This is a genomic window from Marinobacter sp. SS13-12 (genome assembly GCF_030227115.1).
GTDB lineage: Bacteria > Pseudomonadota > Gammaproteobacteria > Pseudomonadales > Oleiphilaceae > Marinobacter.
In genome coordinates this window covers 232,073-255,253 of sequence record NZ_JASSUA010000002.1, presented here as the reverse complement: position 1 = coordinate 255,253, position 23,181 = coordinate 232,073, and the positions used below count along the sequence as shown (strand labels likewise).

General features: G+C 58.4%; 19 protein-coding genes. 5 read left to right on the top strand and 14 right to left on the bottom strand.

Annotation, left to right across the window (positions count from 1 at the left end; genetic code table 11):
• Positions 1 to 48: 48 nt before the first annotated feature.
• Together QPL94_RS14150 and QPL94_RS14145 are read left to right on the top strand one after the other, a co-directional pair.
• On the top strand, positions 49 to 702 hold the full coding sequence (locus QPL94_RS14150; RefSeq protein WP_285358227.1) for a class I SAM-dependent methyltransferase: 654 nt from the start codon (positions 49 to 51) through the stop codon (positions 700 to 702).
• A 49-nt stretch (positions 703 to 751) separates the two neighbouring features.
• Positions 752 to 1,759, top strand: a complete 1,008-nt coding sequence (locus QPL94_RS14145; RefSeq protein WP_285358225.1) for a DUF2156 domain-containing protein — start codon at positions 752 to 754, stop codon at positions 1,757 to 1,759.
• On the opposite strand, the gene murI is transcribed toward QPL94_RS14145, so the two are convergent.
• Both murI and nudC read right to left on the bottom strand, forming a co-directional pair.
• Entirely contained in the window at positions 1,737 to 2,585 is an 849-nt protein-coding gene (gene murI, locus QPL94_RS14140) for a glutamate racemase (RefSeq protein ID WP_285358222.1), read from the bottom strand. The two genes, QPL94_RS14145 and murI, sit on opposite strands and share 23 nt — an antisense overlap.
• Positions 2,582 to 3,403 (bottom strand): NAD(+) diphosphatase, encoded by an 822-nt coding sequence (gene nudC / locus QPL94_RS14135; RefSeq protein ID WP_285358221.1) that lies wholly within the window; start codon positions 3,401 to 3,403, stop codon positions 2,582 to 2,584. Before nudC ends, murI begins: the two co-directional genes overlap by 4 nt.
• A 144-nt stretch (positions 3,404 to 3,547) precedes the next feature.
• Between nudC and plsB the strand changes: the two genes are divergently transcribed.
• Complete coding sequence (gene plsB / locus QPL94_RS14130; RefSeq protein ID WP_285358220.1) at positions 3,548 to 6,016, top strand: glycerol-3-phosphate 1-O-acyltransferase PlsB; 2,469 nt, start codon at positions 3,548 to 3,550, stop codon at positions 6,014 to 6,016.
• A 21-nt stretch (positions 6,017 to 6,037) separates the two neighbouring features.
• Here the strand turns inward: plsB and QPL94_RS14125 are convergent, their stop codons facing one another.
• From QPL94_RS14125 to ppc, 7 genes are all read right to left on the bottom strand, one after another.
• Entirely contained in the window at positions 6,038 to 6,847 is an 810-nt protein-coding gene (locus QPL94_RS14125; RefSeq protein ID WP_285358219.1) for a class I SAM-dependent methyltransferase, read from the bottom strand.
• The gene (locus QPL94_RS14120; protein ID WP_285358218.1) at positions 6,847 to 7,209 is read right to left on the bottom strand and encodes a UDP pyrophosphate phosphatase; all 363 of its coding nucleotides are present in this window, start codon (positions 7,207 to 7,209) and stop codon (positions 6,847 to 6,849) included. The genes QPL94_RS14125 and QPL94_RS14120 overlap by 1 nt, the downstream gene beginning before the upstream one ends.
• A 93-nt stretch (positions 7,210 to 7,302) precedes the next feature.
• On the bottom strand, positions 7,303 to 8,100 hold the full coding sequence (locus QPL94_RS14115; RefSeq protein WP_285358217.1) for an undecaprenyl-diphosphate phosphatase: 798 nt from the start codon (positions 8,098 to 8,100) through the stop codon (positions 7,303 to 7,305).
• Between the two features lie 33 nt (positions 8,101 to 8,133).
• Entirely contained in the window at positions 8,134 to 8,829 is a 696-nt protein-coding gene (gene tsaB, locus QPL94_RS14110; protein WP_285358215.1) for a tRNA (adenosine(37)-N6)-threonylcarbamoyltransferase complex dimerization subunit type 1 TsaB, read from the bottom strand.
• A gap of 4 nt (positions 8,830 to 8,833) precedes the next feature.
• Positions 8,834 to 9,487, bottom strand: a complete 654-nt coding sequence (gene adk / locus QPL94_RS14105) for an adenylate kinase (protein ID WP_285358214.1) — start codon at positions 9,485 to 9,487, stop codon at positions 8,834 to 8,836.
• Between the two features lie 203 nt (positions 9,488 to 9,690).
• A complete protein-coding gene (locus QPL94_RS14100) occupies positions 9,691 to 11,061 on the bottom strand; it encodes an HDOD domain-containing protein (RefSeq protein WP_285358213.1) in 1,371 nt (456 codons plus the stop codon).
• Between the two features lie 25 nt (positions 11,062 to 11,086).
• Positions 11,087 to 13,732 carry a phosphoenolpyruvate carboxylase gene (gene ppc, locus QPL94_RS14095; protein ID WP_285358211.1) on the bottom strand — a complete coding sequence of 882 codons (2,646 nt, stop codon included), beginning with the start codon at positions 13,730 to 13,732 and terminating at the stop codon, positions 11,087 to 11,089.
• Between the two features lie 101 nt (positions 13,733 to 13,833).
• Between ppc and QPL94_RS14090 the strand changes: the two genes are divergently transcribed.
• Positions 13,834 to 14,067 (top strand): hypothetical protein, encoded by a 234-nt coding sequence (locus tag QPL94_RS14090; protein WP_027831232.1) that lies wholly within the window; start codon positions 13,834 to 13,836, stop codon positions 14,065 to 14,067.
• A 78-nt stretch (positions 14,068 to 14,145) separates the two neighbouring features.
• Here QPL94_RS14090 and QPL94_RS14085 read toward each other — a convergent pair whose 3' ends face one another.
• The 5 genes from QPL94_RS14085 to cysM form a co-directional block, all read right to left on the bottom strand.
• Positions 14,146 to 14,490 (bottom strand): pilin assembly protein, encoded by a 345-nt coding sequence (locus QPL94_RS14085; protein WP_137437558.1) that lies wholly within the window; start codon positions 14,488 to 14,490, stop codon positions 14,146 to 14,148.
• 128 nt (positions 14,491 to 14,618) lie between these two features.
• Positions 14,619 to 15,476 (bottom strand): nucleoside triphosphate pyrophosphohydrolase, encoded by an 858-nt coding sequence (gene mazG / locus QPL94_RS14080; RefSeq protein WP_285358207.1) that lies wholly within the window; start codon positions 15,474 to 15,476, stop codon positions 14,619 to 14,621.
• Positions 15,473 to 17,710, bottom strand: a complete 2,238-nt coding sequence (gene relA / locus QPL94_RS14075; protein ID WP_285358206.1) for a GTP diphosphokinase — start codon at positions 17,708 to 17,710, stop codon at positions 15,473 to 15,475. Before relA ends, mazG begins: the two co-directional genes overlap by 4 nt.
• Before the next feature lie 58 nt (positions 17,711 to 17,768).
• The gene (gene rlmD / locus QPL94_RS14070; RefSeq protein ID WP_285358205.1) at positions 17,769 to 19,106 is read right to left on the bottom strand and encodes a 23S rRNA (uracil(1939)-C(5))-methyltransferase RlmD; all 1,338 of its coding nucleotides are present in this window, start codon (positions 19,104 to 19,106) and stop codon (positions 17,769 to 17,771) included.
• A 35-nt stretch (positions 19,107 to 19,141) separates the two neighbouring features.
• On the bottom strand, positions 19,142 to 20,035 hold the full coding sequence (cysM, locus tag QPL94_RS14065) for a cysteine synthase CysM (RefSeq protein WP_285358204.1): 894 nt from the start codon (positions 20,033 to 20,035) through the stop codon (positions 19,142 to 19,144).
• Positions 20,036 to 20,282: 247 nt separating this feature from the next.
• Between cysM and QPL94_RS14060 the strand changes: the two genes are divergently transcribed.
• Positions 20,283 to 23,165 carry an ATP-binding protein gene (locus QPL94_RS14060; protein ID WP_285358203.1) on the top strand — a complete coding sequence of 961 codons (2,883 nt, stop codon included), beginning with the start codon at positions 20,283 to 20,285 and terminating at the stop codon, positions 23,163 to 23,165.
• Positions 23,166 to 23,181: the final 16 nt, after the last annotated feature.

The window sequence follows — 23,181 nt, the reverse complement described above, 5'->3', positions numbered from 1 at the left end:
ACAAGAACGATGGAAGCCTCCACTGGATATGGACAGGCAGAAGTCACCATGCACGACAAATACAAATACATTGGTCCGGTTTACGATTTTCTGAGCAACCTCTATAGCGGCAAGAACATCCACCGCTGCAAGACCGCCATGCTTGATGTGGAAACCGTCCAGCCCGGTGACCGCATCCTGTTTGCCGGAGTCGGCCATGGTCGTGATGCCATCCGCGCAGCAGAGCTGGGCGCCGATGTCACCGTAGTGGACCTGTCTGAAACCATGTTGCGAAAGTTCGCAGAAGCCCAGGAAAAAGAGGCCCCACACCTCACTATCCGCCGTATTCACAGCGACATCATGAAAGTGGATGACTACGAGCACTACGACATGGTGGTGGCCAATTTTTTCCTCAATGTGTTTGACGAAGAGATGATGGTGCGGGTGCTGGAGCACCTGATCCGCCTGGGCAAAGCCGACGCCAGGGTTGTAGTTGGCGACTTCTGTTACCCCACCGGCAACCTTGTCGCCCGCCTGTTCAAGAAGATGTACTGGTACATGGCCGTTTTCATCTTCTGGCTGTTTGCCAACAACGCTTTCCACAAGATCTACAACTACCCCGAGCACATGCAGCGTCTTGGCCTTCAGGTTACCGAGAAGAAGCACTTCAAGCTGCTGAACATGAACTGCTACTGGTCAATTCTGGGACAGAAACAGGCGTAGCCAGCAGTCCTCGCGCCAATTAAAAAACAACAACCGGGGGAGCAACACCATGTCAGATCAGATTCTTTCGCTCGACGGCATCCAGTCGCTGGATGAGTGCGCCTTTACCTTCCCGGAACGTGTCGGTTACCTGAAGAAGTACGGCACCCACTCCCAGTCATTTTCCACGCTGCAGCCGGGCATGCAGTATTTCGACGTCCCCGGCATCGGCTACCTGGCTTACATGCGCAAGTGGGGCGGAACCTTTGTTCTGTCTGACCCGGTCACCGCGCCGGAGCACTTTGAACTCGTCCTGGAAAAGTTCCATCAGCGCTTCCCCAACGCCTGCTATATTCAGGTGTCCAAACCGGTTGTGGATTATCTCTATCGCCGATTCGGCCTGTATGGCACCCAGTTTGGCAGCGAGGCCCGCATCAACCTGAAAAACTGGTCCCTGACCGGCAAGAAGAAGCAGATTCTGCGCACCGCCCTGAACCAGGCCGAGAAGAACAGCATCACTGTCAAGGAGCGCTTCAGCGACGACCATACGCGGGAAATTTCCGACGCCTGGATTCGCACGCGCAAATGCAAGAGCAAGGAAATCCGTTTCCTCATTCGCCCCATGGAGATGGAATACCGGGAAAACGAGCGTCACTTCTATGCCTACCAGGATGGCAAGGCCGTGGGCTTTATCTATTTTGACCCCATCTACCGCAACAACGAGATCATCAGCTACGTGCCCAATATTTCCAGGGCCAATGCCGATTTCCGTCAGGGTATTTTCTACACTCTGATGGCTCATGCCATGGATGTGTTCAAGGCCGAAGGTGTGCCCTTCCTGGATCTGGGACTGATCCCGCTGTCACTGGACCGGGCTACCGAGCACCAGGAAAGCCGCCTGCTCAAGCGCATCATGCACGGGCTGTATGAGAAGGGTAATTTCCTCTACAACTTCAAGGGGCTGGAGTTCACCAAGTCGAGGTTCCGTGGCGAAAATTTCAAGACCTATTGCTGCCACCGTCGCTCATTACCAGCGCTGGAATTCCTGGCAATGTTCAAACTGACCCGGCTGCTGTAACAGGCTCAACCGCAGCCGGCCACTGCCCCCGGATATCTGTGCCGCCCAGGCCAAGCTGATCAAGGAACACACCCAGGCCACCTGGCGCCTCACCCGTGAACAGAGCTGCCTCAACAGGCCTCTTATCAATCGGGCACTTCAGGCTGTCAGCCGCATGACCCTGCTGTTCCAGTAGCCAGGCTGCGCGGCGGGCAATGGCATCACCGGAATCCACCCAGTATTTCACCTCTGGCAATTGCGCTTTTAACAGGTCCCCGATCAAAGGGTAATGGGTACAGCCCAGCACCACCGTATCCACCCCCGCCTCACGAAACGGTTGTAGCGCTTCTGATAACAACGCCTCAGGGACCGGCACACCGGTGACAAGACGCTCAATCCAGTACACCAGATCCGGATGCCCCAGGCGCTCAACGGTGCAACCATCGGCGAAGTCAGTGATCAGGTTCTCCAGGTAGGGGCGCCGCACTGTTGCCGGCGTTGCCAGTACACCGATGCGGCGATTAACAGACAGTGACACGGCAGGCTTTATGGCGGGTACAACACCGATGACCGGTATGGTTGTCATGGCCCGCAAATGCGGAAGCATGACGGTACTGGCGGTATTACAGGCAACGACAATAACGTCACAGTGGTATGCCTCTGTGGCGGCCGTGATCAGGGCCTGACTACGCTCTATAACCACCGATTCCGGCTGGTTACCGTAGGGGAAGCCGGCGTTGTCCGCCAGGTACACTAGCCGGACTGCGGGCAACTGGTTGTGGATACAGGCAGCGATGCTCAGGCCGCCAACACCGGAATCGAAGACCAGCACCCTGGGCGTTGTCACGATTGTGCCCCCCTCCTACTGATTTCCCCTGCCATGGCATGAATCAACCGACCGGCAATCGTGGTGGAAGGCGGCACCGGGGGTAACTCACCCGGCCGATACCAGTCCGCCTCGGCAATTTCGTCTTCCTGCAGCACCAGGTCACCGCCGGCATAATCCGCAAAAAAACCCAACATCAGCTGATGGGGGAATGGCCAGGGCTGGGAAGCCTGGTAACGGACATTGCTGACGTCCAGACCGGTTTCTTCCTTGACCTCCCGGGCCACGGCCTCTTCAATGCTCTCGCCTGGCTCCACAAACCCTGCAATCAGGCTGAAAAAGTGGCGTTTTACCCGTGAGGAACGGGCCAGAAGCATGTGGTCATCCCTGCGGATGACCACAATCACACAGGGTGCGAGTCGCGGATACCAGGGAATGCCACAAGCGTCGCACCACTTCGCCCGCTCCAGGGGATGCATGCCGGTAGTGCCACCACAACGGCCACAAAACTGATGGTCCCGCCACCACTGGTGAACCTGGAACGCGGTCCCCAGCATATCTGCCGGTGCGTCTTCCATCATCAACAGAGCATCCCTCAATGGCACGGGCTCAGGCCGGCCCGGAAGGGCATCGGTGTCCGTTTCGGCAACATAGGCGTCCTGACAGCCCCACTGACCAACATAAATCGGGCCGGTCTCAGTCCTGATCCATGGCGATACTGCCTGCCACGGATGCAGCCACCCGGAATCCGGCTTCAGTACCGCGTCGCCAGCAATGGCCAACACAAGGTCATTATCGCCAGGGGCTTTTGTCGACCAACCGGGTGTCCATATCGCCATAATCCGGATCCTGCAGCTATCATGAAGGCATGAGATGAAAATGTACCATACCGGTGCAATACAACTGAACGACATCATGTCTTTCGGCACCGTGCGCAACCAAGTAAACTTAGCGCCTGTTTTTGTGAACCGGAGCGACCATTTATGCGTTTTTTCCTGGGCCTTCGCAGCCTGATCCTGACCCTTTTCCGCAAGATCCTGTTCTTGTGGGTCCGGACGGATGTAAGCGGTAATAGCTCCGAAGCGCTGGGACTGGATCCGGAAAAGCCGGTTTGTTACGTGCTGCAGTACAGCTCTCTCTCCAGCCGGCTGGTACTGGAGCAGGAAGTGTTGAGCGCCGGATTGCCAGGGGCAGAATCCTCCCTTCCGGTGAAAAACGGGCCAAACCATTCGTTTTTCTTCCTGTATCGCAGGATTGGTGGCCTGTTCCAGCGACGCCGGACACCGATTCCCACCAGTGAATTCCGTGCACTGGTTCGCCACGGCCTGGAGCACCCGGAGCAGGACGTACAGATTGTGCCGGTATCGCTGTTCTGGGGGCGCTCCCCGGACAAGGAAAAATCTCTGGTCAAGCTTCTGCTTTCAGACACCTGGTCGGTGGCTGGTCGGTTGCAGAAGTTCCTGATCATTCTGGTGCACGGTCGCAGCACTTACGTGCAGTTCAACCAGCCGCTGTCCCTGAAACAGGTCATCGACGAATACCGTCACAGTGAGGATCGCGCCAACCGCAAACTGGCACGCATGCTCCGCACCCATTTCCGCCGTGTACGCCAGGCCGTTCTGGGCCCGGATCTGTCACATCGCCGTACACTGGTCGGCGGCCTGGTGCGCACCCAGGCGGTCAAGGAAGCCATCCGCGAAACGGCACGCATGGACGACATTCCCCCGGAGAAAGTTCGCGCCAAGGCCTACAAGTACGCCGATGAAATCGCCGCAAACATGTCTGTTGTCACCATCCGCGTAATGGAAGTGTTGCTGTCGTGGCTGTGGAACCGCATTTACAACGGTATCTCCATCAACAACATCCAGGTGGCCAAGGAAATGGCCCAGGACAATGCCGTGGTCTATGTTCCCTGCCACCGCTCCCACATCGATTACCTGCTGCTGTCCTATGTACTCTACAAAAACGGCCTGATGCCGCCACACATTGCCGCAGGCATCAATCTGAACATGCCCCTTGTCGGCCCCATCCTGCGTCGTGGCGGTGCTTTTTTCATGCGCCGGAGCTTCCGTGACAATCCGCTTTACGCCACAGTGTTCAACGAGTACATGCACGTGATGTTCTCGCGGGGCTACTCCGTTGAGTACTTTGTCGAAGGTGGGCGCAGCCGCACCGGACGAATGCTGCAACCGCGGCCCGGCATGCTGTCCATGACCGTCCGCAGTTTCCTGCGGGACCACCGCAAGCCCATTGTGTTTGTACCGGTTTACATTGGCTACGAGAAGGTGATGGAAGGCCGCTCCTATCTGGGTGAGCTGCGGGGCAAGAAAAAACAGAAGGAAAGCGTGTTCGCCCTGGCCAAGACTGTCCGCAAACTGAACAACTCCTTTGGCAGGGTGGCGTTGAACTTCGGCGAAGCGATTCCACTTGCCAGTGTGCTGGACGAAATCGAGCCCAGCTGGCGCGAAGAAGCCTACGATTCCGAATACCGGCCAAAGTGGCTGAGTCAGGCGGTGTCTGAACTGGCGACCCGTGTTGCTTCCAATATCAATGCCGCGGTTGCAGTCAACCCCATTGGCATTACCGCCACCGCATTGCTGGGCACCGAGCGGCTGGCCATGGATGAGGGACAGCTGATCCGCCTGATGGATCAGTACGCAGACCTGCTGAAAGCCTACCCCTACGCGGAGACCATCACGTTGCCGGAAGGCAATGGCAGGGACTGGGTGGCCTACTGTGAGAACATGGGGCTGGTTACCCGCCAGCCCCAGAAGCTTGGCGACATCATTGCCCTGGAAGGCAGCAACGCCATATTGATGACCTACTATCGCAACAATATTCAGCATCTGTTCGCCCTGCCGTCACTGATCGCCAGCCTGTTCGAGAACAAGCAGTCACTGCGCAGGGAGAAGATCGAGTTCCTTGCCAGCGTTGCCTACCCCTACCTCAGATCAGAGCTGTTCCTGAAGTATCATCCGGACGATATTGCCGGTGTTGTCAATCAGTGGATCGACGTGCTGGTGTCCAGGGGCCTGCTTTTCGAGGAAGACGATGACAGGATCAGCCGCCCCGAAGAGGGCACCGATGCCATGCTTCGTCTACGGATACTGTCGCGATTCATTATCCAGACGCTGGAGCGCTACCATATTGCCATCGGCATACTGCGCAAGTACGGTTCTGGCAAGATCACTGCCACCGAGCTGGAAGAGCAGAGCACCCTGCTGGCCGAGCGCATGTCGATTCTGTTTGGCCTCAATGCCCCGGAATTCTTTGATAAAACCCTGTTCCGCAGCTTTATTGCCAACATGCAGCACAATGGCGTGATCACCACCGACGAAAACGGGCTGCTGTGCTACAGCGAAGGTCTTGATGAAGTTGCAGAAGACGCCCGACTGGTTCTGAGCGTGGAAAAACGCCAGGCCATCCAGCAGGTGACCATGCTCGGGGCCTGAGTATGTGGCGTTACGGGTACATTAACTGCCGGGTAGCGCCTTGATGGAATAGATATCATAGCGGCTGCTTTTACCCTCAGTACGGGTGGTCGGCTCCGGGCCGCTCACCGGGCCGGCCTTGCGGGGGCGCTTGACGACCACCCGGTAGGTTGCCACTGCCAGAGCCGCTGCCAGCAGTTCGGGGGAATCGTCGTCGTCACCCACCACCGTGCGGAATACCTGCATCTCTTTTTTTACCAGTGCCGATTTGTCCCGGTGGGGAAACATCGGGTCCAGGTAAACGACATCCACTGCACCTTTCTCCGCCCGCCCAAGCCAGTCAATACTGTTCCCCGGCTGCAGCGCCATGCGCGCAGCCAACGGCGCGCTCTGCTCGTTCAGGGCGGCCCTGGCAAGACCATCACTGAGCAACGCATGTATAACCGGTGAGCGCTCGAAAAGCGTCACCTTGCAGCCCAGGGACGCCAGCACAAACGCGTCCTGACCAAGGCCGGCAGTCGCATCCAGAACATGCAGCGCTTGCCTTGTTTTCTGCAGGCCAACCGCTTTAGCGATCAGCTGGCCGGTACCGCCGCCATGCTCTCTGCGATATCCCGCCTTTCCCGTTACGAATTCTGCCCGGACCGGGCCCGGGGCCCCTTTGCCAGTTACCTGCAGGCCAAGGCCGTTTTCATCGGAAAACAGTAGCATCGGATAATCCCGGACATCGCGTGGGCGCACCGTACCAAGAAACGGCAGCGAGAGTTGTTCAGCCATCAGCTTCGCAGCAAGGCCATCACCCAGGGGGCTGCAGGCAACGGCGAGTTCAGGGGGGCTGTTCGGGGGAGACATCAAACCAGAATATCGATGCCGGCCAGGACATTATCAGGGGCATCGCCCCGGGCGGCCACATCGGCAAATGTGGATAAGGCTCTTGAGGTATTCAGGGGTACTTCGTCGGCGCGAAAACGCTCCAGCCTAACATCTTCTGCCGCCTGGCGGGCTTCAATGCGCCGCTCAAGGGACTCTGCGGAAGGTATTGGCCGAGCTTCGGCATTACGGGAACGGGTGTCCGAGAGGTCCCGCCGGACCGCATCGCTGTTGTTATCCGGCGCTGTCGCTGGTGCACGGGCCACATCACTGCGTTCCCTGACCGGGCTGTTATTGCCGGACTGGAACGGAAGGCCGCTGTTAGGATTTACACCACCAATCATTTCAGGCACACCGGTTGTGGTTATAACTGAACCCGGATTATGAAAGATTTAACCCGGTTTTAAAAGCTGGCTGGTCACATTTTGTTCTGCTCTCTACCACAGCATGACAATCAGCAACACACCAAGCACCATCCGGTAGATGACAAACGGCATCAGGCCGAGCCGCTCAAGAAACTTCAGGAACAGGTGGATACAGATCACCGCGCTGACAAACGACAGCGCAGCGCCCAGTGCAATGGCAGCCCAGTCGGTTGCCCCACCCTGCTCCACCAGTTCGAGCGTCTTCAACAGGCCGGCGGCGAGGATCAGCGGAATAGAGAGCAGGAACGAAAAGCGTGCCGCTGCCTCCCGGCCAAAGCCCAGGAACAGTGCAGCGGTGATGGTTATACCGGAGCGGGAGGTGCCGGGAATCAGAGCCAGCGCCTGGGCCAACCCGATGATCACGGCATCTTTCATGGTCAGGGATGGCAATTCCCGGGCACGGCGCCCTACCGCATCCGACCACCAGAGCACGAGGCCAAAGCCGACGGTAGAGGCGGCAATAACCAGCCCCGAACGCAGGGAGGACTCGATAAAATCGTTGAGCAGGATCCCTGCCAGACCGGCCGGAACAGTACCGGCGATAACCGCCCAGGCAAGCCCGCTGTCCTGCCCCACCCGGCCACGGGCGGTATCTCCTGCCCAGGCAACGGTGAGCCTGACAACTTCCTTGCGGAAGTACCAGACCACCGCCGCCAGGGTGCCCACGTGCACCGCCACATCAAAGGCGAGGCCCTGATCCGGCCAGCCCAGAATCTGCGACGGCAGAATCAGGTGAGCGGAGCTGCTGATCGGAAGAAATTCCGTCAGCCCCTGAATAACAGCCAATACAATAATGTGCCACAGTTCCATGGGCAGTGTTTCCGGGTGGTAGCGGGGAGGTTATCAACGGCCGGGGAGTTTCTTCCAGGCAACTTCGTCGCGAATATAGACAGGCTGGGCCTTTGCAGCAGAAACACCGGCACCTTCATGAAACGCAAGGGCGGCCAGTTCAGCGACTCGGGAAGCTCTGGGCACCAGGGATGCATCGATTTTCGTCATCGCGCCGGTAACGGCGGCCGGAAAGCTGTCCCGCAACGCCCAACCCTGACCAGCACCAAACCAGTCCGAACTGCCCGAGACCAGGGCAACGGATTCCGGCGCACATACCTGCTCGTCACCCATCAGCTCTGGCTGGCCGGCCCGGCAGATATAGCACGCCCAGTAGGCCTCGCCCATACGGGCATCAAACGCCACCGCGATACCGGCACCGTCAGACAGTGAGAAACGGGCAATGGCACCCGCCGCGACGGCGGCCAGTGACGACACCGGAACAACAGGCACGTCAAGGCCATAGGCCAGGCCCTGAACGACCCCCGTGGCAATTCGCAGACCGGTAAAAGACCCCGGACCACAGGCAAATGCCAGGGCATCAAGCTCAGCGGGCACCAGACCCTGTTCAGCAAGAAGCTCGCGGACCATCGGCATCAGCAGCCGGGTATGCCCCCGGGGAGCAAGTTCAAACCGCTCCGCCACGCTGCCATCCACCAACAGAGCCGCCGAGCAGCCCTCGGACGAGGTATCCAGTGCCAGTAGTTTCACGCCGTTACTTCAATTGGGTAAGGATCTGATCGCGGATGTCATCAAGGCCACCAACGCCTTCAACACGCACGTATTGCGGGGCAGCAGCCGGGTCTTTCTTCGCCCAGTCCTGGTAATAGTTGACCAGCGGTGCCGTCTGCTCGTGGTAAATCTTCAGGCGCTTTCGAATCGTCTCTTCCTGGTCATCGGCGCGCTGAACGAGAGGTTCACCGGTTTCATCATCCTTGCCTTCGGTTTTGGGCGGATCATATTTCACGTGATAGATGCGGCCACTGCCCTCATGCACCCGGCGACCCGACAAACGACTTACGATTTCCTCGTCGTCAACGGCAATCTCGACCACGTAGTCGATGTCGATACCCTGATCTTTCAGGGCTTCAGCCTGGGGAATGGTGCGGGGAAAACCGTCCAGCAGGAAGCCGTTCTTGCAGTCCGGCTGTTTGACCCGCTCTTCGATCAGCGCAATGATGATGTCATCAGACACCAGGCCCCCGGAAGCCATCACTTCCTTGACCTGTTTACCAAGCTCCGACTCGGCCTTGACCGCTGCGCGCAGCATGTCGCCGGTGGAAATCTGGGGAATACCAAACCGCTCGGTTATAAACTGGGCCTGAGTCCCCTTGCCCGCGCCTGGCGCGCCTAACATGATGATTCTCATAACGCTGTGCTCCCGTTGTAGTCATTATCATTTGAAAAGCTGTGGCAAAACCCTGCGGCTTTGCGACAGCCTCTCGCCGGCCACAGCCCGACGCGCCATGCCGAAGAAGGCGCATTATACGAACTCAGCCACCTCAGAGAAAGTGGACCTCCGTAGCATGCACCAAAAGGTACCATCAGGTTGTCATCTGCAAGCATTCGGGGTCAGGATGACAGGGAAAGTGCCAACGCGTCCAGATCTCCGGAAACCTTGTCGATCTCCTCACTGAGCAGTGTGACATCGCCGTCTGTCAGCCCAAGGGGGGTTGCCAGGGCAGTCAGATCATCCGGGTTGAACTCATCCCCGATGCCCTTCTCCTTGAGCAACCCGTTGGCAAGCTGAACCATCAGCACATAGCTTTCATGCTCGCCCTGATATCCCTGGTGCTGGTGCATGCCCGCAGCCTTGACGACCGGATCCGGCAATTCCCACAACCGGTGCAGAATACCGCCAATGGCACCATGGCCGACGGCCAGCATCTGCTGGTTGTCATCGGCACCGAATACCTGCTGCTCCAGTGAATGCATGCTGGCTTCCGGATTGGCTTCGCGAAGGGTGTTGAGCTCGTTGAACTCCTGTGGGAACAGGTGCCCGATCAGTAACAGGCCAAAGTTGTGCAGCAATCCGCAAAGATAGGCCAGCCCTTTGTCAGCATTGCACTTCGGTGCCATACGCTGGCACAGGAAGGCGCAATACAGCGAATGCCGCCAGAACTGATCCATCCCCAGCATTCCCTGACGGGGCACTTCAAAAGCGCGGACTGACGCGATACCCAGGGCTATGTGGGCGACGCGATCAAAGCCAAGTACACGGGTAACCGCTTCCTGCACGGAGTTGATCTGGCCGGGATAGTTGAAGAGTGCTGACCGGGCGTAGCGCATGATCTGCGCCGTCAGACTCGGATCAAACTCGATCAGCTCCGCCAGTTCCCGGGCGGTGGCCTCGGTGTTGGCAGTCAGCCTCAGAATACGTAATGCCAATGCCGGCATGGGCGGCAGGCGATATAACTTCTGAAGTTTATCGGCCACCTCTTCCAGCGTCAGTGCCTCACGTTCTCCGTTGTTCTGGCCACGAATCACCAGGTGTCCCGGTGTTGCATCGGCCAATGCCCTGGCCAATGACGTGCGGTCGAGTTCCAACAGAGTGTTGTCGGTACCACAGCACATCAGCGTGCGCGAGTAACCCAGTACGTCCTGATCGACCAATACCGGTATGTCATAGGCAGCGCCTACCGGTGGCTGGAACCCCGGGTCACAGTCTGCAAACAGGCGTGCGGACTGGCGGGCGGTCAGTGGTTGCAAGCGCCTGCCCGTAAGTTTGTGGACCAGATCCATATCGAGACTGGTGTTGTATCCATGGACAGCCATGACGACGCCATTGATGTCGATCAACGGCGTGGCACGGATAAACTCGTCCTGCGAGCGACCAGACGCCATAACCGCGGCATCGAAGTTGAGCACCTGATCAATCGCCAGTTCACGGTAGGCGATGCCCTTGCGAGTCAGAAAACCTTCCAGTCTTGCCGCTAACGCCACGGCGTTACTCCTGTGGTCCGTTTCATTATCCGGTGTTCCGCATACCTGCCGAGATGCCTGCCATGGTGACCTTCAGGGCACGTTCTACCATGTCCGGAACTTCGCCTTTGCCTTCACTTTCGCGGTCGCGTTTCAACAGTTCGGCCTGCAAGTAGTGTAGCGGATCAGTATACGGATTACGTACACGCATGGAATGGGCAAATACAGGTTCCTGTTCCAGGAGCGTCTCCTGCTCCTTCAGTTCCAGCAAGTGGCGGATGCAACCCTGCAGGCGTTCCCGAAGGCTTCTGCCCAGCTCCAGCAATTCAGGGTCGCTGACCAGGGTCTGTTCATAGTAGCTGGCAATTCGCAGATCAGATTTGGCCAGCACCATTTCCAGCATATCCACGTAGGTCTTGAAGAACGGCCATTTCTGCATCATTTCCCGCAGCACCGGCACACGGTCCTCGCGGAAAGCCTCTTCGAGGGCAACGTCGCTACCCAGCCAACTGGGCAGCATCAGGCGCATCTGGGTCCAGGCGAATATCCAGGGAATGGCCCGCAGGCTTTCCACGCCGCCGCCGGGTTTGCGTCTTGCCGGACGGCTGCCGAGGGCCAGCTTGCCCAGGGCCTGTTCAGGGGTGACCTGGCGGAAATAGGGAACAAACTCGGGGTTATCCCGGACCACGTCCCGGTAAGCTTTCAGGGACCGCTCCGTCAGCCAGTCCATGACCTCGCGCCATTCCGGTTCCGGTCCACGGGGTGGTGCCAGGGTGGCCTCCACCACGGCCGTGGTATAGAGGGTGAGGCTCTGCTCCGCCAGCCGGGGCAGGCCAAACTTGAAGCGGATCATTTCGCCCTGCTCGGTAATCCGGAAGCTGCCATTAACCGACCCCGGCGGCTGGGACAGAATCGCGCGGTTGGCGGGACCGCCGCCACGGCCCACAGTGCCACCACGGCCATGGAACAGCGTCAGGTGAATGCCGTGCTCCGTGGCAACTTCCGTCAGCTGTTCCTGGGCCTGGTACTGAGCCCAGGCAGCCATCATCTGGCCGGCATCCTTGGACGAGTCGGAGTAGCCAATCATGACTTCCTGGCGGCCCTCGCAATAATCCCGGTACCAATCCACATTATAAAGCGCCGCCATGCTGTCTGGTGCACCACGCAGGTCATCAAGAGTCTCGAACAGCGGCACCACCCGCATCCGGTTTTCCATGCCGGCTTCGCGCAGCAGCAGAATCACATTCAGTACGTCTGACGGTTTGCTGGCCATGGAAATGACATAAGAGCCCAGGGCTTCTGGTGTCTGTTGCGCCACTACCTCACAGGTTGCCAGCACTTCGCCGACCTCTTCCGAGGGCCGCCAGTGTCTTGGTACCAATGGGCGCCGACCCTTGAGCTCACGCACCAGGAAGTCCTGGCGCTCCTGTTCTGACCACGACAGGTAGTCGCCCATTCCCAGGTAGTCCACCATTTCAGCAACCGCCGCTGCATGGCGGGATGCTTCCTGACGAATGTCCAGGCGAATCAGCGGAAGACCGAAGGTGTGAGCCCGGCGAATGGTATCCAGCAGCGGTCCGTTGGCGATGGTTTCCAGGCCGCACTCAACCAGGGAGCGATAACACAGCTCCAGGGGACCGGTGAAATCCTCGTTGGCAAACAGGATATCCTTGGTATCCGCCGGCTCGCCGGCAACGCTGGCTTCCGCCCAATCCCGGGTCTTGATCAGCTTTTCCCGCAGCCCTGCCAGCACTATGCGATAGGGCTCGCGGGAATCCCCGGTGACTGCACGCAATTCATCGCTGGCCTGCCACATGGAAAGTTCGGCACGCAGCGCCTGGATATCCCGCAGATAAAGATCGGCGGCCATCCACCGACCCAGCAGAAACACTTTGCGAGTTACTTCATGGGTGACGTTGGGGTTGCCGTCACGGTCACCCCCCATCCAGGAGGCAATGCGGATTGGCGAAGCCTCCAGCGGCAGCCCCTTCCCCGTAGCCTCGGAAAGCGACAGGTCAAGGCTACGGAGAAAACGCGGCAGGGCCTGCCACAGACTGTTCTCGATAACGGCAAATCCCCACTTGGCTTCGTCCACCGCCGTTGGTCGCTCGTGGCGTATCTCGTCCGTGTGCCATGCTTCGGTGACCAGCTGCGCCAACCGGTCCACGATTTCCTCGCGCTCCGCGGGCATCAGGTCATCATGATCCAGGCGGGCCAGGCAGTCGGACATCTCGTCGTATTTCATGATCAGTGTGCGACGCGCCACTTCCGTCGGGTGGGCGGTGAGCACGTATTCTATACGCAGGTCGGCAACCCGCCGGTGCAGATCCTCCGCACTGACACCACCGTTCTTGAGGCGAGTGAATACCTCGCTGAGGGATTCGACCATCAGATCCGACTGGTGGCCGCGCTTACGTCGGATGCCATGATACTGCTCAGCCAGGTTGGCCAGGTTGAGAAACTGGTTAAAGGCGCGGGTTACCGGTAGCAACTCGTCATCACGCAATTTTCCCAGCAGGGCGACCAGACGCTGACCGGAACCACTTTCCTGCAGACGATCTGCCTTGGCCGCCGCGCGCACTTCTTCAATCAGCTCGTAACAGTCCTGGCCAGGTTGGCGCTGGATACTTTGTCCCAGCAACTCACCCAGCATGCGCACGTTTTCTCGGAGTTCGGGGTGTAGCTCGGTCACATTGACGTCCTTTTAAATTGACGGAGGCGAAGTAAACTTACGATACTATTTACTCTTAAAGCCTGTCTAACGATTAAAGCCTGTGGCCGCAAGGAGTATTCATGAAAGTAACCGATCTGCCCAAACACTGGGAAGGCAAGAAAGAACCTGTCGAGCGGAGCCACGATTACAATCTCCGTTTGCCGCTGGAAGATGCTGCGCGCATAGCTGCGCTGGCGGAACTTTACCCGGACCGTTCGGAAAGCGATATTCTGAATGACATGATCGGTGCAGCACTGGACGACCTGGTCCGGCTGAGCCCGTTGAAGGACAAACTGGAAGGCAAGGAAAAATAACGGCGGGCAGTCTACTGCGGGGTGGCGGGACCACCCCGTGGTTATCGCAGGTCTGTTGTGATCAGGCTGCTGGCCTGATCAGGCAACCGATTCCAGCTGGCGTGCCTTGAGCTTCTGGATATGCTTCTGGCTGAGGCTGATAAAGCGTGGGGTCATGCCCTGATCTTCATAGATCTCGAAGCCGTCCTCATCGAATGCGACAACCTTTGAGCCCTGGACGTAAGGAAAGCTGGTCTCCAGTTCGTCAAGAGCAGCGGAGATCAGGTCCCGCATAAGATCCTGGGAGGACTTCATCGGGTACAACGCGGCCAGTTTTTCCAGTCGCTGGTGATGCTGGTCGGACAGGTTGGCAAAATACGCATCCCGGGTCAGCCGACCACGTGCATGCTTGTCCCAGTAATTGACCAGATCTTTGATTTTCATGGTGCCTTCACTCCTGCATCTTCTTGGTGGCCCACCAGACGCACAAAAGGTGTGCATCCGTAACCGGAAGTGTAGACGAAGCAACCGCACCGGGGGCGGAAATAATGGTAACGGATTGTACTTATCCGTTACTTTTTCCGCTGTTTTTCAATCCCTTTGACAGCCTGCCAGACCGCATCCAGCGCCTCCAGTGACTCACCATCCATATCACGGCCTTCGCGTTCGAGGTGTTCCTCAATGGCACTAAATCGCGCCTCGAATTTGTGATTGGTGCTATTGAGGGCCTGCTCGGGATTAACCTTCATGAACCGTGCCAGGTTAACGCAGACAAACAGCAGGTCCCCCAGCTCATCCTCGACAGCCTCCACCGGGCCGGCGCCGGAGCAGGCGTCATACCAGGCTTCTTTCAGCTCATCAATCTCTTCATGAAGTTTGTCGAACACCGGTTCGACATCCGGCCAGTCAAAGCCGTGATTGGCTGCCCTGCGCTGAAGTTTTTCAGCACGCACCATTGCGGGGAGTGTCCGGGCAATACCATCCAGCCGTCTTGCAGGCCCGGAATCAGCTGATTCTTCCGGTTTCGCCGCCCGCTCCTCGGCCTTGATGCGCTCCCAGTTGGCCTTGATCTCGGCCTCACCGGGGCGATTGTCCGGGTCGATCCGGCTTTCCAGAGTGCCATCCGGAAACACGTGGGGATGGCGCCGGACCAGTTTGCGCACCAGATTGTCCACCACCGAGTCGAAATCGAAATGGCGTTGCTCTTTCCCCATCTGGCTGTAGAAGATTACCTGGAACAACAGGTCGCCCAGCTCGTCCTCCAGGTGCGAATAATCCTCCCGGTCGATGGCATCGGCTACCTCATAGGCTTCCTCCAGGGTGTGGGGCACGATGGATCTAAAAGTCTGGCGGGTATCCCACGGGCACCCGGCCTGAGGATCCCGCAGCCGTGCCATCAGGGTTTTCAGGTCGTCAATGGTATAGCTCATGAGCGTTTGCGCCTGACGTCGATGATGTTGGGCAGATTGCGGATCTGAGCCAGCAACCGGGCCAACTGGTCGAGGCTGGATATTTCCACCGTCACCGTCATGGTGGCCGTGTTTTCATCCTTGTTGGACATGGTGTTCAGCGACAGCACGTCACTTTTGGAAGATGACAGCACCTGGGTGATATCCCGCAGCAATCCGGAACGGTCATACGCCTGGATCTCCACATCCACCGGATAAACGGCAACGGGTTGACCACCCCAGCTTACTTCTATAATCCGGTTGGGCTCGAACTCCTTGAGGCTCAGAAAGGTAATGCAGTCCTGCCGGTGGACAGTCACGCCGCGGCCCACGGTAATGTAGCCGCCGATCGGGTCTCCGGGCAGTGGCTTGCAGCATTTCGCCACCTGGGTCTTGAGCTTGCCGACGCCCCGGATCTGGATGTCCGACTCGGTATCGTAGGGCTTGCGCCTCAGGGTGCTGAGCTTCAGGTCCAGCTGTTCCGATTTCGGCTCCAGCATCTGCTGGGCGATATTGGCGACATGGGTCGGACGGAGGTCGCCGGCTCCCACCGCCGCAAACATGTCCTCGGCCGCCTGGTAATTCACCTTGCGGGCCAGGTCGTTCAGATCCACGTCATAAAGCGACAGCCGCCTGAATTCATCCTCCAGGATCGCCCTGCCGTCAATGATGTTGCGGTCACGGTCCTGCTGTTTGAACCAGTGGGTCACCTTGGCCCGGGCGCGAGAGGTCTGGATATAGCCCAGGCTGGGGTTCAGCCAGTCACGACTCGGCGCCTGGTTGTTAGAGGTGAGAATGGATATCTGGTCGCCGGTTTTCAGGGGATAGGTCAGCGGCACAATGCGGCTGTTGACCTTGGCACCACGACAGGCGTGGCCAATCTCGGTATGAACCCGATAGGCAAAATCCACAGGCGTGGCGCCCTGGGGCAGGTCCACCACGTGGCCTTCCGGCGTAAACACATACACCCGGTCGGAGGCCACGTCCGATTTCAGATGGTCGGCCAGGCCGGACAGGTCGCCAAGTTCTTCCTGCCATTCCAGGACCTGCCGCAGCCAGTTGATCTTGGCGTCGTAGCCCACCGAACGGTTGCCTTTGTCCATGCCCTTGTAAAGCCAGTGGGCACAAACCCCGAGCTCCGCCTCTTCATGCATGGCATGGGTACGGATCTGGACCTCCATCACTTTCCCTTCCGGGCCGATCACCGCGGTATGAAGGGACTGATAGCCGTTTTCCTTGGGATTGGCGATGTAGTCATCAAATTCGTTGGGGATGTGGCGCCACAGCGTATGCACAATGCCGAGTGCGGCATAGCAATCACGCACGGCCGGCACCAGTATCCGTACCGCACGTACGTCGTAGACCTGGGAAAAATCGATACCCTTGCGGCGCATCTTCCGCCAGATGCTGTAGATGTGCTTGGCGCGCCCCGACAGCTCCCCCTCTATGCCGGAAGCCCCCAGCTCGTCTTTCAGGGAGGTGATCACCCGCTTGATGTAACTTTCACGGTCCAGCCGCTTTTCATCCAGCAGTTTGGCAATCTTTTTATAGGCCGATTCGTGCAGGTAGCGGAAAGAGAGGTCTTCCAGCTCCCACTTGATATGGCCGATGCCGAGGCGGTGCGCCAGGGGTGCGTAGATGTCGAAAACCTCACGGGCAACGCGCATGCGCTTTTCTTCGGGCGCATTTTTCACCGCACGGATGGCGCAGGTCCGCTCAGCAAGCTTGATCAATGCCACCCGGACATCGTCAATCATGGTAACGAGCATCTTGCGGACGTTGTCGAGCTGGCCCTCGGTCTGGCCGAGCACATTGCCCTTGAGCGGATGGTGAATCGACGATATGGCCGCCATCTGCTGAACACCATCAATCAGCCCGGCCACTTCGTCACCGAATTCTTTACGGATCTCCTCCAGGGGAATACGCTCTTCGCGCACAGCCCGGTAGAGAATCGCCGCCACCAGGCTGGTCTGGTCCAGGTGCAGCTCCACCAGCACCTGGGCCATTTCAATACCGGTACGGAAGCTGCTGGCGCCGGGTGCCCATACGCGGTCTTCCCGGACTGCCTGAAAATCGATAGCTGCCGCTTTTTCGCACGCCCGCCGGAACTGTTCGGCATCTTCCAGGTGTGTCTGCGATTCGATCTGACGAACCCAGCGTTCGATATCCACCTGTCCATCGCCCGTGACTGCGTAATCTTCGCGAACTTTTACCATATCGCTCTTGTTCTTCCTGGTCGTTTATCCGGCCATCCGTGACCGGCACCGAAGTTCATCAGTTATCCACGCGTTCGAACATTGCCATGGATTCAACGTGCGTGGTGTGGGGGAACATGTCCATAACACCCGACCTCACCAGCCGGTAACCATTGCGCACCATAACCCCTGCGTCCCTGGCCAGCGTGGCCGGGTTGCAGGAAACATACACGATCCGTTTCGCGCCGAAAGCGGTCAGGTATTCACAAACCTCCTGGGCGCCGGAACGTGGCGGATCAATCAGGATCTTGTCGAACCCCTCTGCCGCCCACGGCTGTGCGGTAAAATCCGCCTGCAGGTCAGCGCCGTGGAATGCGACATTCGAAAGCCCGTTGAGTTCCGCGTTTTCCCGACCACGAACCACCATGGCATCATCGCCTTCCACGCCAACCACCTGAGCGGCACGACGCGCCAACGGCAGGGTAAAATTCCCCAGCCCGCAGAAAAGGTCGAGCACCCGCTCGCCAGGCTGGACGTCCAGCCACTCCACGGCCCTGTGTACCATGGTGCGATTGATCCCTGCATTGACCTGGGTAAAGTCCATGGGATGAAACTTCATGGTCAGGTCGAATTCTTCCATGCGATAGGACAGACGTTCCTCGCCGGAATCCGGCCAGATTCTGTGCACCGTATCCGGCCCTTTCGGCTGCAGGTAGATATGCAATTCATGGGCCTGGCCGAAGCGGATCAGCGCTGCGGTGTCGGATTCACTCAAGGGGTCCATGTTGCGGAACACCATTGCAGCCTCCTGGTCCCCACAGGCCACTTCTACCTGGGGAATGCGACGATAGGCCTCCAGGCCATGGAGCATTTCCCGCAGCGGGGTAATGCGGTCACCAATACGCGGATCCAGAACCACACAACGGTCGATATCGGTCAGGAAGCTGTTGCGTTTTTCACGAAACCCCACCAGGACCGACTCTCGTGCCGGCACATACTTCACCCCCAGTCTGGCCTTGCGACGATAGCCGAGTGCCGGTGATCGCATGGGGGGCACCCATTCTTCCGGCTCGATGCCCCCGAAATGGGCAAAGTGTTCCCTCAGGGTGTCTTCCTTGAACCGGATCTGAGCATCGCTGTCCATGTGCTGCAGGCTGCAGCCTCCGCACAGGTCCGCAAACTCGCAGGGTGGCGTAATCCGGCCTTCACCGGCTTCCAGCACCTCGACTGTCCGCAGTTCGTCAAACTTGCTGCGTGAGCTGATCACCTTGGCCATCACCGTCTCACCCGGCAACGCACCGTCAACGAACCGGGCCTTGCCATTATCACGGGAGATACCGCGGCCGTCGTGACTCAGGGTTTCAATAACACAACGCACCGGCTCGTTGGGCAGGACTTTCCTGCGTCTTCTGCTCATAGGACGTCTCTTGCTGGGGTCTGGTCTTGGTTAATTCAGGCGCCGGGAAACACACCGGTAGACAGGTAACGGTCGCCCCGGTCACAGATAATGGCCACGATCACCGCGTTTTCAACCTGTGCAGACAGTTTCAGTGCCGCGGCAATGGAGCCGCCGGAGGAAACGCCACAGAAGATGCCTTCTTCACTGGCCAGTGCACGCATGGTGTCTTCGGCTTCCTGCTGGCCAATATCCAGCACGGTGTCGACGCGGGAAGCTTCATAGATTTTCGGCAGGTAGGCTTCCGGCCAGCGACGGATACCCGGTATGGATGCACCTTCTTTTGGCTGCAGGCCCACTATGCGGATATCAGGATTGCGCTCTTTGAGATATCGGGAGACACCCATGATGGTCCCGGTGGTGCCCATGGAGCTGACAAAATGGGTAACCCTGCCTCCGGTCTGCTCCCAGATTTCCGGGCCAGTAGTGCGGTAATGCGCCAGCGGGTTGTCCTGGTTCGCAAACTGGTCCAGCACCTTGCCCTTGCCTTCCGCCTCCATTTTCTGAGCCAGATCCCGAGCGCTTTCCATGCCACCCTCTTTAGTAACACTGACGATCTCGGCACCATAGGCCCGCATGGAGGCCCGGCGCTCTTCACTCGCATTCTCGGGCATGATCAGAACCATGCGATAACCCTTTATCGCCGCCGCCATTGCCAGGGCGATACCGGTGTTACCACTGGTGGCCTCGATCAGCGTATCACCAGGCTTTATTTCGCCGCGCCGTTCCGCTTCCTGAATCATGCTGATCGCGGGGCGGTCTTTCACTGAACCTGCCGGGTTGTTGCCTTCCAGCTTTGCCAGAATCACGTTGCTGGTCTTACCCGGAAGCCTTTGCAACCTGACAAGGGGCGTATGCCCTACGTAATCTTCTATGGTCGGGAAATGCATGCTTTTACCTTCTTCAAATCTTCCGCAACCCGCGGCCAGCCATTAACGCCGACAACACAAGCCTGTGGTACACTCCGGGTTCGCATGATACGCGGAATATCCGCTGCCTCCCAATACAGCTTCTCGCTATATCCATGACTGCGGGCTATATCCGGGAGCTCCAACACGGCCAGACTGGTTGGAATCATCTATTCTGACAGGGAAGAATGCCGGATATCCGGCCGGCGAAGTCAATCGGGAACACACTATGCGGCGCTGGGGCATACGCAAAAAAGTACTTGTGGTGACGCTCGTCCCCACCCTTCTGACCACCCTGATGCTGGGGCTTTTCTTTACCTACAGCTGGGTCAACAATATTGAAAACCTGCTCAAGGATCGTGGCGAATCCCTTTCGCGGCAACTGTCTGCCGGGTCGGAGTATGGCCTTTTCACTGCCAATCGCAGCCTCCTGAGCAGCCTTTCCAACGCCCTGCTGGAAGAGCAGGACGTTCGTTCCATCACCTTCTTCGACAGTGAGCATAGCCGGCTGCTCCACACCGGCCCTGGCAGCTCGGATGACGTCGGCAAGGAAGCCCTGACCGGCGACGAAGCCAAGCAGATCAGCAGACCGGACAGCACGCTATTTGTCACTCCGGTTTACCTGCAGGATCTGATGATTGAAAGCATGCTGTCCCCGGATTCCCGTCCCGATGCAGCGAATGACAACAAGGAGCCGATTGGCTGGGTCACGGTGGAGATGTCACATGTTCGCACCGAGAAGGAAACCTACAAGGCCCTGCTGATTTCTCTGCTGTTGGTATTGGGAGGGGTCCTCCTCAGCCTGGTGATTGCACTGCGCCTGAGCCGCGCCTTTACAGACCCGGTGTTCGAACTCAACGAAGCCGTTGCCCGGCTGAAGGAAGGCAAGCTGGACACCCGTGTCTACACCGGGGCCGGCCCGGAATTCGAGCAACTGGAATCCGGCCTGAACGCCATGGCCGGGGAACTGAGCAACGCCCAGGCCGAGATGCAGCAAAACATTGACCAGGCCACGGAAGATCTGCGCGAAACCCTGGAGACCATCGAAATCCAGAACATCGAACTGGATTTTGCCCGCAAGGAAGCGCTTGAAGCCAGCCGCATAAAATCGGAATTCCTGGCCAACATGTCCCACGAGATCCGCACGCCCCTGAACGGCATTATCGGCTTTACCGAACTGCTGCTGAAAAGCCCCCTGCCCCGTCAGCAGCGGGACCACCTGAGCACCATCCGCAAGTCGTCGGAAATCCTGCTGACGATCATCAACGATATTCTCGATTTCTCCAAAATCGAGGCCGGCAAACTGATTCTCGACCGCATTCCGTTCCAGCTCCGTGACATTGTCGAGGAAGTCATGGTCATGCTGGCTCCGGCGGCCCATGGCAAGAATCTGGACCTGGTATCACTGGTTTACAACGATGTACCGGACAACATCATGGGTGACCCGCTGCGGGTGAAGCAGGTGATCACCAATCTGGTCAACAACGCCATCAAGTTCACCCAGACCGGTGAAGTGGTTTTACGGGCCAGCCTGGAGGAAGAAGACAAGGAAGGTAACCGGATGACCCTGAGACTGAGCATTACCGACTCCGGCGTTGGCCTTTCCCGGGCCCAGCAGCAGTCCCTGTTCAATGCCTTCAGCCAGGCGGACGCCTCCACCGCCCGGCAGTATGGTGGCACCGGTCTTGGACTCGCCATATCCAAGCGCCTGGTCGAGGAAATGGGCGGCAAGATTGGCCTGGAAAGCGAGCTCGGCAAGGGCTCCACCTTCTGGTTTACCCTGACATCGGAGTTGTCCTCCACCGGAGAGGCTATCGCACCGAAAGATGCCCTGCGCGGCGAGCGGGTTATCTATCTGGAGCAACAGAAAACCACTGGTCTGGCAGTAGAACACCTGCTGCGGGAATGGGGCATGACGGTGGACCGGGTTGCCTCGCCAGGCGCCATGCAGGAGCAGATCGAGGAGGCCCAGAAAGCACAATCCGGTTACGCCATTGCCCTTCTCGGCATCACCCGGCATCTGCTTAACTCCAGCCAGTACTGCTCGCTGGTACGGACCCTGGAACTGGAGAGAGACTGCCGCACTCTTTTGCTGACCCCGACGCTGGATACACATGACACACCGCTCTCCGGCCTGGCCAGCGGCCACCTTACCAAGCCGGTATGCCGTGACTCCCTCTACGATGAGCTGTTGTTACTGGTACACGGTATAAGCAGCAGACAGCGACAGCTTCCGGTGCCGGCCGAGGCACGGGCGACAGCCCAACAGTCTGGCCGGGTACCGCGGGTGCTGGCCGTGGACGATAACGATGCCAACCTGAAACTGGTGCTGACCCTGTTACACGATTGCCGGATTGAAGCCGAGGGTGCCAGCAGTGGTTTCGAAGCCCTCAGCAAGGCACGGCAGAAGCCGTTTGATCTGGTTTTCATGGACCTGCAGATGCCGGGAATGGATGGTGTCGAGACCACTGAAAGACTGCGCGGCCTTGATGGCAACAGCCATCGCACCCGTATCATTGCCCTCACGGCCCATGCACTGGCCGAAGAGCAGGACCGGCTCTCGCGCCAGGGATTCGACGGATATCTTGCCAAGCCGATCAGTAACAGCCAGTTGATCGACATTATCTACGACTACACCGGGTATAGCTGCGATGCAGAATCCGCGACCGGGTATCTGCCTGTACCGGAGGTTCGCGATACCCGCCGGGCACTGCGCCCCTCCACCCGCAAGAAACAGCCGGATTGCGTCAGCATCGCCGAGAGCATCCAGTTGGCTGCCGGCAAAGCAGACCTGGCAGAGGAATTGTTCAGCATGCTGGTTGAGCAGATTCGCGCCGACCTGGACCGGGTGAACAGACTCTGGGAAAACGGTGAGCGGGAAGAATTACTGGAGTGCGTGCATAAACTGCACGGCGCCACCCGATACTGCGGAGTACCGGAACTGCGAGGCGCCGCCAACCAGTTGGAAACGGCGTTGAAATGCGCCTCACCGGATGCAGAATACCAGAAAGACCAGTTGCTCGTTGCCATGGAGCGCCTGCAAACCTGGAGTGAACAGACCGACTGGCAGCAACTTTTCCGCCAGCAAAATCAGCAGGCTACTGCCGATTGAAGTGTGTGAGGCGCCC

Excerpts from the sequence above, each read along its gene's own strand:
- QPL94_RS14150 (WP_285358227.1), top strand. The coding sequence starts at position 49 with ATGCACGACAAATACAAATACATTGGTCCGGTTTACGATTTTCTGAGC.
- QPL94_RS14145 (WP_285358225.1), top strand. The coding sequence starts at position 752 with ATGTCAGATCAGATTCTTTCGCTCGACGGCATCCAGTCGCTGGATGAG.
- nudC (WP_285358221.1), bottom strand. The coding sequence starts at position 3,403 with ATGGCGATATGGACACCCGGTTGGTCGACAAAAGCCCCTGGCGATAAT.
- plsB (WP_285358220.1), top strand. The coding sequence starts at position 3,548 with ATGCGTTTTTTCCTGGGCCTTCGCAGCCTGATCCTGACCCTTTTCCGC.
- QPL94_RS14125 (WP_285358219.1), bottom strand. The coding sequence starts at position 6,847 with ATGTCTCCCCCGAACAGCCCCCCTGAACTCGCCGTTGCCTGCAGCCCC.
- QPL94_RS14120 (WP_285358218.1), bottom strand. The coding sequence starts at position 7,209 with ATGATTGGTGGTGTAAATCCTAACAGCGGCCTTCCGTTCCAGTCCGGC.
- QPL94_RS14115 (WP_285358217.1), bottom strand. The coding sequence starts at position 8,100 with ATGGAACTGTGGCACATTATTGTATTGGCTGTTATTCAGGGGCTGACG.
- adk (WP_285358214.1), bottom strand. The coding sequence starts at position 9,487 with ATGAGAATCATCATGTTAGGCGCGCCAGGCGCGGGCAAGGGGACTCAG.
- QPL94_RS14090 (WP_027831232.1), top strand. The coding sequence starts at position 13,834 with ATGAAAGTAACCGATCTGCCCAAACACTGGGAAGGCAAGAAAGAACCT.
- QPL94_RS14085 (WP_137437558.1), bottom strand. The coding sequence starts at position 14,490 with ATGAAAATCAAAGATCTGGTCAATTACTGGGACAAGCATGCACGTGGT.
- mazG (WP_285358207.1), bottom strand. The coding sequence starts at position 15,476 with ATGAGCTATACCATTGACGACCTGAAAACCCTGATGGCACGGCTGCGG.
- relA (WP_285358206.1), bottom strand. The coding sequence starts at position 17,710 with ATGGTAAAAGTTCGCGAAGATTACGCAGTCACGGGCGATGGACAGGTG.
- rlmD (WP_285358205.1), bottom strand. The coding sequence starts at position 19,106 with ATGAGCAGAAGACGCAGGAAAGTCCTGCCCAACGAGCCGGTGCGTTGT.
- cysM (WP_285358204.1), bottom strand. The coding sequence starts at position 20,035 with ATGCATTTCCCGACCATAGAAGATTACGTAGGGCATACGCCCCTTGTC.
- QPL94_RS14060 (WP_285358203.1), top strand. The coding sequence starts at position 20,283 with ATGCGGCGCTGGGGCATACGCAAAAAAGTACTTGTGGTGACGCTCGTC.